Genomic DNA, 16,768 nt, shown 5'->3' on the forward strand with positions numbered 1-16,768 from the left:
AACATGGCGACGCTGATGGTTCAGGGAACCACCTCGGACGCCGGAAAGACCACTTTGGTGGCGGCCCTGTGTCGCTGGCTGGCCCGGCAGGGTGTGTCCGTGGCCCCCTTCAAACCCCAGAACATGGCGCTGAACAGCGCAGTGACCGTGGATGGCGGCGAAATTGGGCGGTCCACGGCGCTGCAGGCACTGGCTTGCGGTCTGGCCCCGCACAGCGACATGAATCCGGTCCTGCTGAAGCCGCAGACCGATTGTGGCGCCCAGGTCATCCTTCGGGGCCAGGTGCACGGCAACATGAATGCCCTCGACTACCATGCCTACAAGGCCGAGGCGAAAGCCGCAGTGATGGATGCCTGGCGCAACCTCAGTACCCGGTACGACGTGATCATTGCCGAGGGCGCCGGCAGTCCCGCCGAAATCAACCTGCGGGCCAACGACATTGCCAACATGGGCTTTGCCGAAGCGGCGGACTGCCCGGTGTTGCTGGTCGGCGACATCGATCGTGGCGGCGTGTTCGCCCAGCTGGTCGGCACGCTCGAGCTGATCTCCGGTACCGAGCGTGCCCGCACGGCGGGGTTTGTCATCAACCGGTTTCGGGGCGACATCAGTCTGCTGGAGCCGGGGCTGGACTGGCTGACCGAACGCACCGGCAAGCCGGTCGTCGGCGTGTTGCCCTACCTGCATGGACTGATCGTGGACGCGGAGGACAGCGTCGGGACCAGTGGCACCAGCGAGGCCGGCGCCCTGAAGGTGGTGGTGCCCGTACTGCCGAGAATCAGCAACCACAACGATTTCGATCCCTTGCGGTTGCACCCCGGGGTGGACCTGAGGTTCATCGGTCCGGACGAAGCCATTCCCCCGGCGGACCTCATCGTGTTGCCGGGCAGCAAGAACACCCGTCACGACCTGGACTGGCTGACCGCCCAGGGTTGGGCCACCGAGATCCGGCGTCACCTGCGCTATGGCGGCCGGGTGTTCGGCATCTGCGGTGGTTTTCAGATGCTCGGGGAACGGGTGGGCGACCCCGACGGCCTCGAGAGTGATCCGGGGCACACCCCGGGGCTGGGGCTGTTGGCGATGCGCACCCGAATGGTTGCGGGCAAGCAGTTACGCAATGTCCGAGGCAGGATGCGGGCGCCGGGGGGCAAGGACGCCGGTATCAGCGGCTACGAAATGCACAATGGCGTGACCGAGGGGCCGGCACTGGACCGACCGTTCGCGGACCTTGGCGGAACCGCCGATGGCGCCGTCAGTGCCGACGGCCAGATCATGGGCACCTACGTCCATGGTGTCTTTGACGAACCGGAAGCCTGCCACGCAATACTCGCCTGGGCGGGGCTGCGCGGCAACCAGGCTGCCGTGGACTATCAGCAGCATCGCCTGGAGCAGCTGGACCGTCTGGCGGATCAGGTCGAACTCTGCCTCGATACCGACTGGCTGCGCCAGCTTCTGGGACTGACCAACGGGAACCCCCTATGACCGATCCGAACCGCCCCTTCAGCGACGATGAGCGCCGCGGTCTGTACCGCGCCATTCATGAACGCCGGGATGTTCGCTCCCAGTTCCTGCCGGACCCCGTTCCAACGGACGTCCTGGCCCGTCTTCTCAGGGCCGCGCACCATGCTCCTTCCGTGGGTTTCATGCAGCCCTGGGACTTTCTGGTCATCGACAGCGTCGAGGTCCGGGCCCGGGTGCTGGCGATCTTTGACGCGGAAAATGACAAGGCGGCGCACAACTATCAGGGCGATCGCCAGCAGACCTACCGCAGCCTGAAACTGCAGGGCATTCTGGAGAGTCCGCTGAACCTCTGCATTACCTGCGACCGCAGCCGTGGTGGTGCCCATGTGCTGGGGCGGAACTCGATTGTCGAAACCGACCTGTTCAGCACCTGCCTGGCGGTGCAGAATCTGTGGCTGGCGGCAAGGGCCGAAGGCATTGGGGTTGGCTGGGTCAGTATCCTGGACCAGCACCAGTTGGCAAAAACCCTGGATCTGCCGGAGAATGTCTATCCGCTCGCCTACCTCTGCCTCGGTTACGTCAGTGAGTTTCTGGACCAGCCGGAGCTCCAGGCCAAAGGCTGGCGGTCTCGGTTACCCCTGAATGGCCTGGTGCATGGCAATCTTTGGGGGCAGGCGCTGGAGGACGAGTCACTCCTGGCAGAACTGAAACAGTAACCCGTGAGGCCTTATGCGTTTTTCAGAGATCTATGAGCGGGCCCTGAACCTGAAGGGTGGCGAGCCGGCCATGCGGGCGCTGCTGCCGCGTGTTCCGGAGGCTGGTGAATTGGCGGCCAGACCCGACGACCGATACCTGTCCGAACTCACACGGTGTGTGTTCAAGGCCGGCTTTGTCTGGCGCGTTATCGAGAACAAGTGGCCGGATTTCGAGGCCGCGTTCGACGGTTTTGTGCCTCTGTACTGGCAACAGGTGTCGCCCGATGTGCTGGAGGATCTGGCCCGGGACGAACGCATTGTTCGGAACATGCAGAAGATCCGGACGGTACCGGAGAACGCCCGGATGATTGTCGATACGGCGCGAGAATACGGCAGTTTCGGGCAGTTTCTCGAGCAGTGGCCGAGAGACGATCAGGCCGGTTTGCTGCTCTGGCTCAAGCGCAATGGTGCCCGGCTGGGGGGCAACAGCGCTCAGTATTTCCTGCGCCGGGTAGGATGGGACGGCTTCATCCTGTCATCGGACGTGGTGACCGCCCTGCGCCGGGCCGACCTGCTGGACGCCTCGCCGGGCAGCAAGAAAGCGCTGATGCAGGCTCAGGCCGCCTTTAACGACTGGCACGAGGAAACCGGACTGCCCTACTGTCATCTGTCCCGGATACTCTCCTTTACCGTCGACAGCTGAGCACCGGTAGCATCTACAGGAACATCAGCAGCACCAGTTCGCACAGCACGACGCTGGCGCCCAGGGTGTCGCCGGTGTAGCCGCCCAGTTGATTGCGGATGTAGTTTCCCCAGCACATCGCCACGAGAATAACCGCGGCAAGGGCGCCGGTGATGGCTGCCGGAACCCAGGTCGCGGCGATCAGGGCAATGCCCAGTGTAAACGCGGCGGCAAGTCCCAGGCGTCGAGGGGAAAAACCGTCGGCCACCGGTTTGCTCCGGCTCTTGTCCCGATCGGTCACGTAGGGCAACTGCCACATGATCAGCAGCGGCGCCAGCCGCGCTATCGCCGGCGCCACCAGAATGGCCAGCCAGATCTCGGACGCGTCCAGCAGCAGAGCCACTTTCAGTCCCAGGGACATGACCAGCGCCACTGTGCCGTAGGTGCCGATACGGCTGTCCTTCATGATGGCGAGGCGCCGCTCCACGGTATACCCGCCCCCCAGGGCATCAACACTGTCGGCCAGACCGTCCTCGTGGAAGGCACCGGTGACGAACAGGTGCAGACTGACCACCAGAATGACCGACACGGTAGGGCTGAACGCCAGCGTGAGGGCACCGTAGGTGGCGGCATAAAGGCAACCCAGCACCAGACCGACCAAGGGGAAATACAGGCTGCTCTGGTTCATCAGCCGCTGGGAATAATCAATGTGGATCATCATGGGAATTCGGGTAAGGAACCCGACGGCAAGCCAGAACGCTTGCCACTCCCGCTGCAAATGCTGTGTCGAAACGGTCACCTGGCACCTCCTGAAATGAGGAGCCATTGTAGTCGGATTGCATGGTTCTTTCCGAGCTGGACTATAATTTCACCAACAGGCGCATGGTAAAGATGCTCCGGTAGTTGGCCGTCCCATCTGAACAGCAGTCACCATTCGATCCGCAGTCAGTCTTGTAAGGGGCCAGGCGGTGGCGCCTGTCTCGTCTCGACCCCGAAACACCATTCCATATCGCGGTTCTGGCTCCTGGAACCGGGAAGAGGGGGGCATCATGAACAGTAAACCAAGTTTGTTAAAGGGAACCATATTGGCGCTGGCTACCATGGTTCTGATGGTCGTCGGGCATCAGGCCCTGGCAGCAACCGCCGAGGATTTGCACCGGGATGCCCGGCAGGCATTGGAAAGGCTCTACGACACCAATGCCGTCGCCAAGTCACTGTCCAAAGACGCCAGGGCAGTCCTGGTGTTCCCGAACATCGTAAAAGCCGGGCTGGTCTTTGGCGGCAGTTATGGTGAGGGCGTGTTGATGAAAGATTCGGAGGTTGTCGATTACTACAACTCCGTGGCTGGAACCTTCGGATTCCAGGCCGGCGCCCAGTCCTATGCCTACGCCATGTTCCTGATGACCGACGAGGCCGTCAGCTACCTGGAAACGTCAGACGGCTGGGAGGTTGGAGTCGGGCCCACGGTCGTGATGGTTGACGAAGGCGTGGCCAAGAACCTGTCGACGTCGTCACTCAAGGACGATGCCTACGCCTTTATTTTCAGCCAGCAGGGCTTGATGGCCGGGGTCAGTATTGAAGGTACGAAGATTTCCCGCATCCAGCGATAGGTCCCCGGGCGTCGGTGAGAGCCGGTTCAATCCAGCCAGGCGCCCGGGCTTGGTGTGGCGAACTGGCGCACTCTCGATGGTGGGGCACAGTCCGGAAGCCGTTGATCCGGGCCCACCAGCAGCCAATGCTCCCGATGGGCGACGCCGAGGTCCCGGGCGCCATCCAGGCTGAAACAGTCCAGGTCGAGCTTGTCTTGTACCAGGATGAAGCGATGTTCTCCCTCGCCCATCCAGCGCCAGGCGTTGCGTTCCTCGTCCCGCAGGCTGGAAAAGAAACTGAAGTGAACGAAATCGAGCTTCGAGAACAGGAGGAACTGCTCGCGAAAGTCGATCATGCCGAGTTGGGCGTCTGCCGGCACGTTCTGTTCAGCGGCTGCGAGAATGTTGCGTGGTGTACGCAGGGGTTCCAGAATCTGGTAGCCCCAGGTAGACAGCAGCAGCCAGCTCAGCATCATGGCCAGGAACAGGCGCCCCAGCGGCCGGGAACGCCACAGGCCGAGCAGGCTCGCCAGCCATACCAGTCCCACCGTTAACACCAGGCTCCCCGCCTCGTTCAACCGCGCGGGATCGCGGCTGTAGTCACTGACCTTTTCAACCAGTTTCGGGTGATCATTCCAGGCCAGGACACCCAGGGTGACCAGCGCCACCGCGATCAGCATATGCAGGCCGGTGAGTATCGGCGGAAACCACCGGGCCGGGCGGTGCGTGCTCAGTACCGGGGCCAGCGCAAGGGCGAACATGGGGAGTGCCGGCAACAGGTAAACGCCGCGCTTGCCCGGACTGATGCTGAAGAACAGGACCACCAGGGCCACCCAGGCCAGCTGCACCAGAATCACCGGACGGTGCCGGATGGCATCGGTCAGCGGCCGGAACAGCGCCAGGAAAACCAGGGGCAGTGGGAACCAGAGGGCGGGAATGACACTGGTGAGGTAGTAGTACCAGGGCTGGAGATGCCCCCAGGAATCGGCGTAGCGTTCGCCGGTCTGTTTGAACAGGATGTTGTTCCTGTAGGCTAGGGCCTCGTCCGTGCCCACGCTGTTCACATACAGCACCATGGGCACCAGCCACGCCGCCACCACGGCGAGCATGGCCAGGGGGCCCAGGGCGCAGCGCCAGGTCATGGCGCCATGGAAACGCGCCCTATCCTGGTAGTTCAGCGCCAGCAGCGGCACCAGCATCAATGCGGGCAAGAAACCCACGCCCTTGGTGATGATCCCCAGCCCCATGAACGCCCAGGCGGCGAAATACCAACCCCAGGCCGGCCCGGTAAAGAAGTGGCGGATCAGGCCATAGCAGGCAACGGTGATCCAGCAGGCCACCATGGCATCAATCTGGGCCTTCTGGGCCTGGGCCAGAAATTGTGGTGCCAGCATCATCAGCAGCACCGCAACGGCGCCGGTGCGCTGGTTCCAGAGCCGGGTTCCGAGGTCGTAGACCAATCCCAGTGTTAACAGGCTGCACAGGGCATTGGGCAGCAGGAAAGCGACTTTCAGGTTACCGGTCAGCCAGTAGAAAAACGCGATGCTCCACATGAACACCGGCGGCTTGTCGGGGTAGAACTCGCCGCCGCGCATGGGGATCAGCCATTGGCCGGACGCCACCATTTCCCGTGCGACCTCGGCAAAGCGCGGCTCATCGGCGGGCCAGGGCGAACGGAGGCCAATGCCGGTGGCAATCATGACGGCAGCAAAGGCCAGCAGCAGGAGCAATAGCCGGTTGCGGGACAGGTGGAGCAACGAGTCCGGGAGGTGTCGGAAATAGGGCGATGCGGGCATGTTCGGGTCTCAGGACTGGCTGGAAACGGGGCTGGCGAGCGCTTTTGCCCTGTGGCTGTGGTACAAAAAGGCGCCAATGGCGGAGGCAATGATAAACAGGGTTATGCTCAGCAGAAGTTCGTAATGATCGGCCTGACCGACGCCGGCGCCCGCGAGGGCAAATACGAGCATTTGGGGCAGGTAACCGAGGGTGCTGCCCGCCAGAAAGTGGGCAAAGCGAATCTCCGAACAGCCGGCGACCAGATTGGTTACCAGATTACTGCCCACCGGCAACAGCCGCACCATGAGGACCTTGAGAAGCGTCTGCTGGCGAAACAGGTCGTCGAACTGGCGCATGCGCTGGCCGAAGCGCTCGGTCAGCGACGTTCGCAGCAGCCACCGGGAAGTAAAGAAGCAGCCGGTGGCACCCAGGGCAGTCGAGAGGGTTGAGAGCAGGGTGCCATTGAGCCCGTCCAGGGCATACCCCAGAACAAACGCCAGTAACTGCCTCGGCGCCCCGACACCGGTGAATACTGCGCCCGTGAGGATGATCTCCATCAGCCCCGCCACGCCATGGCTGTGAATATAGCTGGCGACCAGGTTTTTATCCGACAGAAAGCCCAGCCAGCCCTGTTGAACCGCGACGAAGCCGGCGACGGCCAGCACGCCGAAGACCAGCCAGCGTAACCAGTTTCCCATGTCAGGAGGCCTTTGCAACGGGCGCCCGGCTTTCCGACTCGACGATGTCGGCAATGACCGGGGTCCGGGTTCGATGCAGGAGCCACATCACGCCGAACAGATCGAGAATGCCCGCCCAGGCCCGATTCCAGGCCGTGTACTTGGAGGTACCTCCGCCCCGCGGGCGGTGGTTTACTTCCACCACCGCCACTTCGCCCCCCAGGCCTTTGACCAGGGCCGGAATGAAGCGGTGGCCGTGGTCGAACCAGGGCAGTTTCATGAATGTCGCCTTCGGAAACAGCTTGAGTCCGCAGCCGGTGTCGGGCACACCGTCGTGCAGAAAAGCGTTGCGGACCCGATTGGCCAGGCGTGACTGGAAGCGTTTCCAGGCGGTGTCCTTGCGGTTTTTCCGGTAGCCGGCGATGCAGAAATCGGGAACCGTGATGGCGGAGGTCTTCTGTAGCAGCGTGGGGATGTCGGACGGGTCGTTCTGGCCGTCCCCGTCCATGGTCGCAATGAGGTGGCCGCGGGCCTGCCGAACTCCGGTTGCCAGCGCTGTACTCTGGCCAACGCTCCGGTCGTGACGCACTCCCACCAGGTGGCCGTTCATCAACCGCGCGGTTCGAATGGCGGCCTCGAGGGTTTGGTCGGCACTGCCATCGTCCACCAGCACTACCTCAAAATTCGGATAGTCCCGCATCACAGCGAAGATCTCAGTCACCAGGCTGGCAATGTTTTCTTCTTCGTCCCTGGCTGGGATCACCAGTGACAATGACTTTTCCCGACTCACGGTTCACCTCCCTCGATGTTGCTCGAATCAGTTGGGGCAGGCAGGATCTGCCAGCACTCTGACCGGAATTGTCGGGAAGTAACCTTAAATAAAGCTTAAACCTTACGGCTCCATGCGGCGGGCTGGGCCGGCAGCCAGATGTGTACGCAGAGTCCGGACTGGCCGTCCGGTCGATCATCAAGGGTGAGCTGGCCGCCATGGAGTTCGGCAATGCGTCGGGCGATGGCGAGACCGAGCCCGGCACCCCCGCCCTGGCGTTGATCAAGCCGGACAAAGCGGCTCAGCGCGCGCTCCCGTTCTTCGGGCGCAATGCCCGGGCCCTGGTCGCAGACGACCACATGGTAGCCCTCCCCGGAGGCAACCAGTCGGGTCAGCACGGTTGTGTGCTCCGGGCTGTACTGGATGGCGTTGGCCAGCAGGGAACGCATCAGGGTATTAATCAGGGCACTGTTGCAGTACACCATGGCCTGGCCGTCATCGTCCTCGAGGACCGGCTCAATACCCTTTTTCAGCGCCAGTGGCGCCACATCGGCAATACTCTGTTCCACGATGGCAGACAGGTTATGGTACTGAGGGGAGAAGTCGGTTCCGGCATCCACCCGGTTGAGCAACAGCATCTGTTCGACGAGGTACACCATCCGGTCGACCGATTGGGTCAGGCCTTCAAACTGCCCCGGGGCCTTCTCACAGGCCTTCTCGAGATTCAGGCGTAGGGCCGTCAGCGGGGTGCGCAGCTCATGAGCGGCGTCAGCAGAAAACCGCCGCTCCCGTTCCAGGGCCTGGTTCAGCCGTCTGAGAAGGCCGTTCACTGCATTGACCAGCCCGGCGACTTCTTTGGGAGCCTGCCGTTCGTCAAGCGGGTGAATGCGTTCGGGAGCCATATAACGCACGGGCTGCTCCAGGCGCCGCAATGGGCGGAAGCCGACCTGAACCGCCACAATCACGGCGATCACCAGCAAGGGCAGGGCCAGCAACAGCGGCAGGACGTTACCCAGGGCCAGTTCTTCGCTCAGTTCCTCGCGCACGTCCTCGCGCTGGGCCGTACGAATCCAGAAACCCGTGGCCGGATCCCGGAGGGTGAATGTTCGCCACAGGAAGCCGCTGACCTCGGTCCAGGCGAATCCCGGCTGCAGTTCCAGTTTGTCATCGGCCCGCAGTGTGTTGAGCAGGGGATCCTGCTCCGGCGACCAGACTTCAAAGGCGATTTTTTTCTCATACTTGTGGCCGGAGCCGTCCGGCAGGATTTCATCTTCCTCAGATTCAGAGAGCGCGCTTTCGGGCAGCTTGAGGGTTTTGGACAGTATGGTGGCCAGCTGTTCCCGGGACTGGGTGTCGGACAGATGCTGGACCAGCCCCTGCACGATACGGGTGCTCTGGGCCAGCTCGGCGTCGAACAGTTCTTCCAGCTGATGGTTGCTGACATAGAAGCCCCAGCTTGCGGTAATCAGCGTGATCAGCAGGACCATGGTGGCGACCATAACGGTCAGGGTGCGGGTCAAGCTCATTCCTGGGCTCCGGAAGCGGCGGCCTGACTGTCGAGCAGGTAGCCGACCCCCCTTACGGTTCGGATGGTGGCCTTGCCGACCCGGCGCCGGAGATGGTGGACGTGTACTTCCAGGGCGTTGCTTTCCACCCCATGCTCCCAGCCATAGAGCTGGTCCTCAAGCCGCCGGCGGGTGGCGACCTGATCCGGATGGCGCATCAGGTAATGCAGTATCTGGAACTCACTGCGGGGCAGGCTGAACTGTTCCCCGTCGACCGTCAGCTGGCTGGCGTCTGTATCCAGCATCAGCCGGCCGATCACCAGTCCGTTGTGCGATGTCGTAGCACCGCGCCGGGTCACGGCTCGGATTCGGGCCTTGAGTTCGGCCATGGCAAAGGGTTTGGTGAGATAGTCATCGGCGCCGGAGTCGAGGCCCTGCAGCTTTTCCCCGAGTTCGGTACGGGCGGTCAGTATGATCACGGGGGTCTGAACGCCCTGCTGTCGAACGCGCCGTACGATGTCTAGGCCATCCACCCGGGGCAGGGTCAGATCCAGAATAACCAGGTCAAACTGCTCATTCGAGAGCGCATTCAGCGCCTGTTGGCCGTCGTCGAGCCAGTCCACCGTATTCTGGTCATCCCGCAGCATCTCGAGCATGGTGTTGGCGAGTGGGTGATCGTCTTCGACAAGCAGTATTCGCATGGTGGGTCCCGACCTGGAAAACGATATAAGTCTGGCACAAAAACCTTAAGGCCGGCTTAAGAAAACTCGCGGCAACGGTTAAGCCTGGATTAAGGCTGCCTCCCTAATCTGACCTTCAGTTTGCACTGCCTTTTATCAGGCCTTGCCAGTCACTTACTGGAGACCGCTTATGTCAGATCCACTCATGATGTCCGCCTGTTGCCCACCGGATTCCGATGAGGTGGCACCCGTCATCCGGTGTGCCGGCCGCTGGCTGTGCCGGGTTGACGCAGACACCCGAACGGCGGCGGAGGTCGGCCAGTTTATCCGGCGGCGGTTTCTGCTGGCCTATGGCGCCCAGCCGAGCCTGCGCATTCCCGACCTGTTGGTGTTGACCACCGCCCACGGCTCACTGTTGGCGGCGGTCGGTGTGCGCAACGCCGCCAGTGAATCCCTGTTTCTGGAAGATTACCTCGGTGAACCGGTTGAAAACCGCATGCCGGAGCCCGGCCTTGGTCGCCAGGCGATTGCCGAGATTGCCCATCTTGCCGGCGTTGAAGCCGGTGTCAGCCGTTACCTGTTTGCCAGCCTGGCGGTGTGGCTGGATGGCGCCGGCTATGACTGGGTGGTGTGCACGGGCACCGACCAGTTGCGGAACAGCTTCCGCCGGCTCGGGATCGATACCCACGTGCTGGCCGACGCCGATCCGGCCCGGCTTGCCGACGGTGGTGCCGGTTGGGGCCGTTACTACGACCATCACCCGGTGGTCATGGCGGTGAGCGTCGCCGAAAGTCTGGCGGCGCTGAAGGCCGCCGGTCTGCTCAAGGTCACGTTTCCAGTTAACGGCAATGACGCGGAACGAGGAAACCAGTATGGCTGCATTGCCTGACATGCTGGCGGCCCAGGTGGGCCGTACACCCGAGCGGACCGCCCTGAAATCACCGGCAGGAGACATGACGTTTCGCGATCTGTACGCCGCCGCTGCCGGGCTCGCTGCAAGGCTTGAAGCGCGGGGCGTGGCCTCGGTCGGTCTGACCGGTGACAACACCTCGGCCTGGGTGCTGGCCGATCTGGCCTGCCTGATGGCCGGCGTTGTTTGCGTCCCGGTGCCCGGATTTTTCTCCCGTAGCCAGACCGATCATCTGATCGCTCGGGCCGGCCTTGATGGTCTTTTGTGGGCGGAACCGGGGCCGGGCCGCGACGAGCTGGGGCAGGGGGTCTGGCTGGAAAGCCTGCCGGTGACCGCGGCTGCTGTGCGGGTGCCCGCGGGTACCGCCAAGATCACCTTTACCTCTGGCAGTACCGGTACGCCCAAAGGCGTGTGCCTCTCTGCCGATCAGATGGCGGCTACCGCCGAGGCCCTGCGCGAGCGCCTTGGCGGTCTCGAGCTGCGCCATCACCTGTGTATTTTGCCCCTGGCCACGCTGCTGGAAAACATTGCCGGCGTTTACCTGCCCCTGCTGATGGGCGCCACGGTCGAGCTGGCCCCGCTGGGGACCCTCGGAATGACCGGAAGCAGCGGCGTTGACGGAGCCAGGCTGATGGCGGGCCTGAACCGGATCCGACCGCATTCGGTCATCCTCGTACCGGAGCTGGCGAGCCTGCTCGTCGACGCTGCCGAGCGGGGGCATCTTGAACCTGGCCGATTCCGTTTTCTTGCGGTGGGCGGTGGCCGGGTGTCTCCGGATCTTCTCGCCCGTGGCCGCCGTGCGGGCCTGCCTCTGTTCGAGGGCTATGGCCTGTCGGAGTGCGGCTCGGTGGTGGCCCTGAACGTACCGGGTCAGGATCGGCCGGGCACCGTGGGCCAGCCACTGGCCCACGTTCGGGTTGCGCTGGATGACGATCGGCAAATCCGTGTTCACGGCAACACTCACCTGGGCTATCTCGGGGATCCGCTGCGGGCGGACGAGAGCCTGGGCACCGGCGATCTGGGGCGGCTGGATAGCGACGGCTTTCTCCGGGTCGATGGCCGATCCAAGAACTTATTGATCACCAGCTTCGGACGCAACGTCAGCCCGGAATGGCTGGAAAGCGAATTGGTGCAGGCGGTTGGCGCCCGCCAGGCGGTCGTGTTTGGGGATGGTGAGCCGCATCTGCGTGCCCTGATCACCGTCACCCAGGACCAGTCGCCGGCACGGATCGCCGATGCATTGAGCGCACTGAACGATCGCCTGCCCGATTACGCGCGACTGGCGACTGTTTACGTGCGCGAGCAGTTGCTCTGCCAGGCCGAGGGCCACATTACCGCAAACGGGCGGCCAGTCCGGTCCCGGATTCAAACCGATCTGACGGCGTTGCTGGCCGACGCCACCCACATTGATATGACGTTTTCACTGATGAACCCGCCAGGAGGATTTCACATGGCATTTTTTGACCGACTGCAGCAGGAAACCGAAGACGCCCGCAAACACGTCACCGAGGCCCCGGTGATCCGGGCCATCCAGGAGGACCGCTTCGATCTGGAGAGCTACATCTGGTTCCTGACCCAGGCCTACCACCACGTCAAACACACGGTGCCGCTGATGATGGCCTGCGGCGGGCGCCTGCCGGAACGGCTGGAATTCGTGCGCAAGGCTCTGGTGGAGTACATCGAAGAGGAGTACGGCCATCACGAATGGATCCTGGACGATCTCGAAGCCTGTGGCGCCGACCGGGAAAGCATCCGTCAGGGTAAGCGGGACACCTCGATCGAACTGATGGTGGCCTACCTGTACGACCAGATCGATCGCGGCAACCCGGCGGCCTTCTTCGGCATGGTGCAGGTGCTTGAGGGGACCTCCATTGAGCTGGCGACGCCGCTGGGTGAGCAGATCCAGAAGCAACTGGGCCTGCCGGATGAGGCCTTCAGCTATCTGTATTCCCACGGTGCGCTGGACCAGGAACACTTCGAGTTTTTCCGAAAGCTGATGAACGAGATCACCGATGCCGATGACCAGCAGGCCATTATCGAGTCGGCCCGGATGGTCTATCGGTTATACGGCGACATGCTGCACAGCATCCCCGTGCAGACCGGTCGCAAGGAGTCGCAACATGAGGCTGCATGATCGGGTGTTCCTGTTGCTCGGCGGGACTGGCGGCATTGGCAAGGCCCTGGTTGAGCCCCTGATTCGCGCCGGTGCCAAGGTGATCGTGGCGTCCCGCCAACCGGAGGGACTGGCCAGACTCAGCGGGGTGTCGGCGGTGCACCTGGACCTGGCGGCGCCGGACCTGGAGCATCAGCTTGTTCGGCTGAGCGAGGCCTATCCGGATATCGACGGCGTTATTCACTGCGCAGGCCAGAACTACTTCGCCAGTCTGGGGGAATTGCCGGTCACGGCCATTGACGATCAACTGATGGTCAACCTCCGCAGTGCCATGCTGGTCGCCCGGCACTTTGCCCCGCGTTTCGAGGCCGCCGGTTACGGCGCGCTGGTCTTTGTCGGTTCCACCTTCGGCAGCATCGGCTTTCCCGGATACACCGCCTACTGTGCCACCAAGTTCGGTGTGCGCGGGTTTTCCGAGGCCCTGCGCCGGGAACTCGCGGATACCCCCGTGCAGGTGGTCTACGTGGCGCCAAGGGCCACCGCCACGGCCATGAATCCGGAGGCGGTAAACGAGCTCAATCACGCTCTCGGCAACAAGATGGACGCGCCCGAAGCGGTGGCTGCCCAGATCCTCAAGGCCATGGAAAACGACGACCTTCGCCGCTTTCTGGGCTGGCCGGAAAAGTTGTTCGTCGTGATCAACGGCATCCTGCCGCGCATTGTGGACAAGGCCATGTTGAAACAGTTGCCGGTCATCCGGCGTTTTCTCAATTCGGAGGTGTTGTCATGAGGGCGATCATTTTCCTGTTGGCCGGGCTGCTTGCTGTGCCGGCCCTGGCGGCTGACCTGAACGCGGAGCTCGCCGACATCCAGCAGCGCTGGGCCGAAATCCAGTACCAGGTGCCGGAGGATCGGAAAGAAAAAGCCTTTGAGGCCTTGGCCGCAACCACGGAGGACTTTGTTGCCCGCTATCCGGATCACGCGGAACCGTTGATCTGGCACGGCATTGTCCTGAGCACCTACGCGGGTGCGAAAGGTGGGCTGGGCGCACTCGGGCTGGTCAAGGATGCCAGGAAATCGCTCGAAGCGGCCCTGGCCCTGGATCCGGATGCGCTGGACGGCTCGGCCTACACGTCCCTGGGCAGCCTGTACTACCAGGTGCCGGGCTGGCCACTGGGGTTCGGAGACGATGACAGGGCCCGGCAATACCTCCAGAAGGCGTTGGCGGTCAACCCCGACGGCATCGATGCCAATTTCTTCTACGGGGATTTCCTGAGGGAGCAGGACCAGCCGGAGCAGGCCCGTCGCTATCTGGAAAAAGTGCTGGCAGCCCCGTCCCGGCCCGGGCGTGAACTGGCGGACACCGGCCGCCGGGAACAGGCGAAGCAGCTCCTGAGACGGCTCTGAGCCCGAGGCGGCGTTCGCCGCACCTGTCACCCTGAACTACACTTGGTGCAAGGAGGGCTGGAGGCCCTCATTCAGCAAAAGTGCATGTCATGGTGACCAATAAATCCTCACAGTCGACCCCATCCCGGTCGGCGGATTTCTTTCATCGGCTGGCGTCTGCGGTCCCGGGCATTCTTTTTTCCTACTGGCTGAGTCCCGACAAAACCTCCCATCGATACCCCTACGTCAGCGAGCAGATACGTGACCGATTCGGGATAGACCCTGAAGCCTTGAAGCAGAACGCGGATGCCGTGTTCGCGATCGTTCATCCGGATGATCTTGATGGCCTGCAAGCGAGCATCTTCGAATCGGCCCGCAACCTGGAACCCTGGCAATACCAGGCCCGCCTGCGCTTGTCCGGAGGCGATTACCAGTGGTACGAAGCCCACTCGAGGCCGGAGCGTCAGGAGGATGGCAGTACGCTCTGGTACGGTCAGTTCCACAACATCCAGCATTACAAGGAGTTGGAACAGGAACTCCGGGACAGCGAGGCCGAGTACTCGTTTCAGGCGGGATTCCAGAAACTGGTGGCGCGCCTGTCGGCCAGGTTCATCAACGTCGGCTTTGGCACAATCGACGATTGCATTGCGGAACTGCTCGAAAGCACGGGCCGTTTTTTTGCCACCGACCGGGCCTATCTTTACGCCTTTAACGACGATTACACCGGCGTGACCAAAACCCACCAGTGGTGCCGGCCCGGGGTAACCTCGCTGGTCGATGAGGACCAGTCAGTGCCCTTGGGCGCGACGGATCCCTGGGGTCAGAAACTGCTCGAGATGGTTGATGAGAACGAGGTGGTGTTCATCGAAACCATGGAGGAGGCGGCATCGGTGTTTTGCGTGCCGGTGCGCGTTCAGGGCCAGGTGGTGGGCTTCATGGGGATGGACTCGCTGACCGCCCGGAAGTGGCGGGATGACCAGGCCGACCTGCTGATCATTATTTCCGGTTTGCTGTCCGGTGCCCTGGAGCGGCATCTGCTCGAGGAACAGTTGTTGAACCAGTCCATCCGGGATCCCATGACCGGCCTGCATAACCGCCGATACCTGATGCCGCGGCTCCACGAACTGGTGGAGCGGGCGGAACGCTACGACGAAAACTTTACCGTGGCCATGCTCGACATTGACCATTTCAAGCAGATCAACGACTCCATCGGTCATCTCGGGGGTGACTATACCCTGCGCCGGTTTGCGGACATCCTGGCGGACCTGGTGCGATCGACGGATGTGGTTGCCCGCTTTGGTGGAGAGGAGTTCATGGTGGTGTTTCCCGACACCGAGCAGGTCGATGTACACCAGACGATGGCGCGCATTCTCGACGCTGTCCGGCAGGGCCATTTCAGGTTCGAGGGCCGGGATATTCCGGTGACGGTCAGCGCCGGGTTGGCCTCAGTCCGGGAGCGGGATGACCGCATGATCTCCGTGGATACCGTTATTGGCCGCGCGGATCATCGTTTGTATCTGGCCAAGCAGGCGGGGCGCGATTGCGCCGTGGACATATCAGGAGTCCTGCGTATATAAACAATCGGCATTTCACCCCATATTACTAAATAGTATATCCTTAGAATCAAAATGCGATTCGCTCCGGAGGTGAAACCCATGAGCAACCCCATCGTCCAACCTTTTTTCGACGAACCGACCAACACCTTCAGTTACGTGGTTCGGGACCCGGACAGTCAGTCGTGTGCGATCATCGACTCGGTGCTGGATTTCGACTATGCCGCCGGCCGGACCGCGTTCGACTCGGCGGACACCATCATTGCCTTCATTCGCGATCACGACCTGACCGTGGAATGGATCCTGGAGACCCACGTCCACGCCGACCATCTGTCCGCGGCGCCTTACCTGCATGACACGCTGGGTGGCAGGACCGGTATTGGCGAGCACATTCGCGATGTCCAGGAGATTTTCGGCAAGGCGTTCAATGCCGGCAGCGAGTTTGCCCGGGATGGCAGTCAGTTCGATCGGCTGTTCCGCGAGGGCGACACCTTCAGTATTGGCGGGCTCGAAGGCCGGGTGCTTCACACACCGGGGCACACGCCGGCGTGCCTGACCTACGTGATCGGCGATGCCGCCTTCGTCGGCGATACCCTGTTCATGCCGGATTACGGCACCGCCCGCTGCGATTTCCCGGGCGGCGATGCCCGGACGCTCTATCGTTCGATCCAGAAAGTGCTGGCTCTGCCGCCAGAGACCCGGATCTTCCTGTGCCACGACTACAAGGCGCCCGGCCGGGACCGGTTTGAACCGATGACCACCGTCGCCGAGCAACGCAAAGCCAATGTCCACGTTCACGATGGCGTTTCCGAAGACGAATTCGTGAAGATGCGCACCGAGCGTGATGCGACCCTCGACATGCCACGGCTGATCCTGCCGTCGGTCCAGGTCAACATGCGGGCGGGCCATTTGCCGCCGGAAGAGGACAACGGACAGGTGTACCTGAAAGTGCCGATCAACCGGTTCTGAGGCGGG

Annotated in this window: 16 protein-coding genes; 10 read left to right on the forward strand and 6 right to left on the reverse strand. The window is 62.5% G+C overall.

Annotated features, from left to right (window positions below; genetic code table 11):
* Positions 1-3 precede the first annotated feature (3 nt).
* From KXD86_RS12660 to KXD86_RS12670, 3 genes are read left to right on the forward strand one after another with little or no spacing between them, the layout of a single operon-like run.
* Positions 4-1,479, forward strand: coding sequence for a cobyric acid synthase (locus tag KXD86_RS12660; RefSeq protein ID WP_218636362.1), 1,476 nt, complete (start codon positions 4-6; stop codon positions 1,477-1,479).
* Positions 1,476-2,174 (forward strand): 5,6-dimethylbenzimidazole synthase, encoded by a 699-nt coding sequence (gene bluB / locus KXD86_RS12665; protein WP_218636363.1) that lies wholly within the window; start codon positions 1,476-1,478, stop codon positions 2,172-2,174. The genes KXD86_RS12660 and bluB overlap by 4 nt, the downstream gene beginning before the upstream one ends.
* A gap of 13 nt (positions 2,175-2,187) precedes the next feature.
* The gene (locus KXD86_RS12670; protein WP_218636364.1) at positions 2,188-2,856 is read left to right on the forward strand and encodes a DNA-3-methyladenine glycosylase I; all 669 of its coding nucleotides are present in this window, start codon (positions 2,188-2,190) and stop codon (positions 2,854-2,856) included.
* A 13-nt stretch (positions 2,857-2,869) separates the two neighbouring features.
* Here KXD86_RS12670 and cobS read toward each other — a convergent pair whose 3' ends face one another.
* Positions 2,870-3,634: an adenosylcobinamide-GDP ribazoletransferase gene (cobS, locus tag KXD86_RS12675; protein ID WP_285368515.1), complete on the reverse strand. Its 765-nt coding sequence runs from the start codon at positions 3,632-3,634 to the stop codon at positions 2,870-2,872.
* 250 nt (positions 3,635-3,884) lie between these two features.
* Between cobS and KXD86_RS12680 the strand changes: the two genes are divergently transcribed.
* Positions 3,885-4,445 (forward strand): lipid-binding SYLF domain-containing protein, encoded by a 561-nt coding sequence (locus KXD86_RS12680; RefSeq protein WP_218636366.1) that lies wholly within the window; start codon positions 3,885-3,887, stop codon positions 4,443-4,445.
* Between the two features lie 26 nt (positions 4,446-4,471).
* Here KXD86_RS12680 and KXD86_RS12685 read toward each other — a convergent pair whose 3' ends face one another.
* The 5 genes from KXD86_RS12685 to KXD86_RS12705 all read right to left on the reverse strand — a co-directional run bounded on the left by KXD86_RS12685 (position 4,472) and on the right by KXD86_RS12705 (position 9,852).
* Positions 4,472-6,220 carry an ArnT family glycosyltransferase gene (locus KXD86_RS12685; RefSeq protein ID WP_218636367.1) on the reverse strand — a complete coding sequence of 583 codons (1,749 nt, stop codon included), beginning with the start codon at positions 6,218-6,220 and terminating at the stop codon, positions 4,472-4,474.
* A 9-nt stretch (positions 6,221-6,229) separates the two neighbouring features.
* The gene (locus tag KXD86_RS12690; RefSeq protein WP_218636368.1) at positions 6,230-6,898 is read right to left on the reverse strand and encodes a TVP38/TMEM64 family protein; all 669 of its coding nucleotides are present in this window, start codon (positions 6,896-6,898) and stop codon (positions 6,230-6,232) included.
* A gap of 1 nt (position 6,899) precedes the next feature.
* A complete protein-coding gene (locus tag KXD86_RS12695) occupies positions 6,900-7,667 on the reverse strand; it encodes a glycosyltransferase family 2 protein (protein ID WP_218636369.1) in 768 nt (255 codons plus the stop codon).
* Between the two features lie 95 nt (positions 7,668-7,762).
* Positions 7,763-9,172, reverse strand: a complete 1,410-nt coding sequence (locus tag KXD86_RS12700; RefSeq protein WP_218636370.1) for an ATP-binding protein — start codon at positions 9,170-9,172, stop codon at positions 7,763-7,765.
* Positions 9,169-9,852: a response regulator transcription factor gene (locus tag KXD86_RS12705; protein WP_218636371.1), complete on the reverse strand. Its 684-nt coding sequence runs from the start codon at positions 9,850-9,852 to the stop codon at positions 9,169-9,171. The genes KXD86_RS12700 and KXD86_RS12705 overlap by 4 nt, the downstream gene beginning before the upstream one ends.
* Before the next feature lie 169 nt (positions 9,853-10,021).
* Between KXD86_RS12705 and KXD86_RS12710 the strand changes: the two genes are divergently transcribed.
* From KXD86_RS12710 to KXD86_RS12735, 6 genes are all read left to right on the forward strand, one after another.
* Positions 10,022-10,720, forward strand: coding sequence for a thermostable hemolysin (locus KXD86_RS12710; RefSeq protein ID WP_218636372.1), 699 nt, complete (start codon positions 10,022-10,024; stop codon positions 10,718-10,720).
* A complete protein-coding gene (locus tag KXD86_RS12715; protein WP_218636373.1) occupies positions 10,704-12,875 on the forward strand; it encodes an AMP-binding protein in 2,172 nt (723 codons plus the stop codon). Before KXD86_RS12710 ends, KXD86_RS12715 begins: the two co-directional genes overlap by 17 nt.
* Positions 12,862-13,644, forward strand: a complete 783-nt coding sequence (locus tag KXD86_RS12720; RefSeq protein ID WP_218636374.1) for an SDR family oxidoreductase — start codon at positions 12,862-12,864, stop codon at positions 13,642-13,644. The genes KXD86_RS12715 and KXD86_RS12720 overlap by 14 nt, the downstream gene beginning before the upstream one ends.
* A complete protein-coding gene (locus KXD86_RS12725; protein ID WP_218636375.1) occupies positions 13,641-14,261 on the forward strand; it encodes a tetratricopeptide repeat protein in 621 nt (206 codons plus the stop codon). The genes KXD86_RS12720 and KXD86_RS12725 overlap by 4 nt, the downstream gene beginning before the upstream one ends.
* An 89-nt stretch (positions 14,262-14,350) precedes the next feature.
* The gene (locus tag KXD86_RS12730) at positions 14,351-15,817 is read left to right on the forward strand and encodes a diguanylate cyclase (RefSeq protein WP_218636376.1); all 1,467 of its coding nucleotides are present in this window, start codon (positions 14,351-14,353) and stop codon (positions 15,815-15,817) included.
* 78 nt (positions 15,818-15,895) lie between these two features.
* Complete coding sequence (locus KXD86_RS12735; RefSeq protein WP_218636377.1) at positions 15,896-16,762, forward strand: MBL fold metallo-hydrolase; 867 nt, start codon at positions 15,896-15,898, stop codon at positions 16,760-16,762.
* Positions 16,763-16,768 lie beyond the last annotated feature (6 nt).

It is taken from the genome of Marinobacter arenosus, assembly GCF_019264345.1.
GTDB lineage: Bacteria > Pseudomonadota > Gammaproteobacteria > Pseudomonadales > Oleiphilaceae > Marinobacter > Marinobacter arenosus.

Bases quoted from the DNA above. Each gene is read 5' to 3' on its own strand.
- KXD86_RS12660 (WP_218636362.1), top strand. From the start codon at position 4: ATGGCGACGCTGATGGTTCAGGGAACCACCTCGGACGCCGGAAAGACC.
- bluB (WP_218636363.1), top strand. From the start codon at position 1,476: ATGACCGATCCGAACCGCCCCTTCAGCGACGATGAGCGCCGCGGTCTG.
- KXD86_RS12670 (WP_218636364.1), top strand. From the start codon at position 2,188: ATGCGTTTTTCAGAGATCTATGAGCGGGCCCTGAACCTGAAGGGTGGC.
- KXD86_RS12680 (WP_218636366.1), top strand. From the start codon at position 3,885: ATGAACAGTAAACCAAGTTTGTTAAAGGGAACCATATTGGCGCTGGCT.
- KXD86_RS12685 (WP_218636367.1), bottom strand. From the start codon at position 6,220: ATGCCCGCATCGCCCTATTTCCGACACCTCCCGGACTCGTTGCTCCAC.
- KXD86_RS12690 (WP_218636368.1), bottom strand. From the start codon at position 6,898: ATGGGAAACTGGTTACGCTGGCTGGTCTTCGGCGTGCTGGCCGTCGCC.
- KXD86_RS12700 (WP_218636370.1), bottom strand. From the start codon at position 9,172: ATGAGCTTGACCCGCACCCTGACCGTTATGGTCGCCACCATGGTCCTG.
- KXD86_RS12705 (WP_218636371.1), bottom strand. From the start codon at position 9,852: ATGCGAATACTGCTTGTCGAAGACGATCACCCACTCGCCAACACCATG.
- KXD86_RS12710 (WP_218636372.1), top strand. From the start codon at position 10,022: ATGTCAGATCCACTCATGATGTCCGCCTGTTGCCCACCGGATTCCGAT.
- KXD86_RS12715 (WP_218636373.1), top strand. From the start codon at position 10,704: ATGGCTGCATTGCCTGACATGCTGGCGGCCCAGGTGGGCCGTACACCC.
- KXD86_RS12720 (WP_218636374.1), top strand. From the start codon at position 12,862: ATGAGGCTGCATGATCGGGTGTTCCTGTTGCTCGGCGGGACTGGCGGC.
- KXD86_RS12725 (WP_218636375.1), top strand. From the start codon at position 13,641: ATGAGGGCGATCATTTTCCTGTTGGCCGGGCTGCTTGCTGTGCCGGCC.
- KXD86_RS12730 (WP_218636376.1), top strand. From the start codon at position 14,351: ATGGTGACCAATAAATCCTCACAGTCGACCCCATCCCGGTCGGCGGAT.
- KXD86_RS12735 (WP_218636377.1), top strand. From the start codon at position 15,896: ATGAGCAACCCCATCGTCCAACCTTTTTTCGACGAACCGACCAACACC.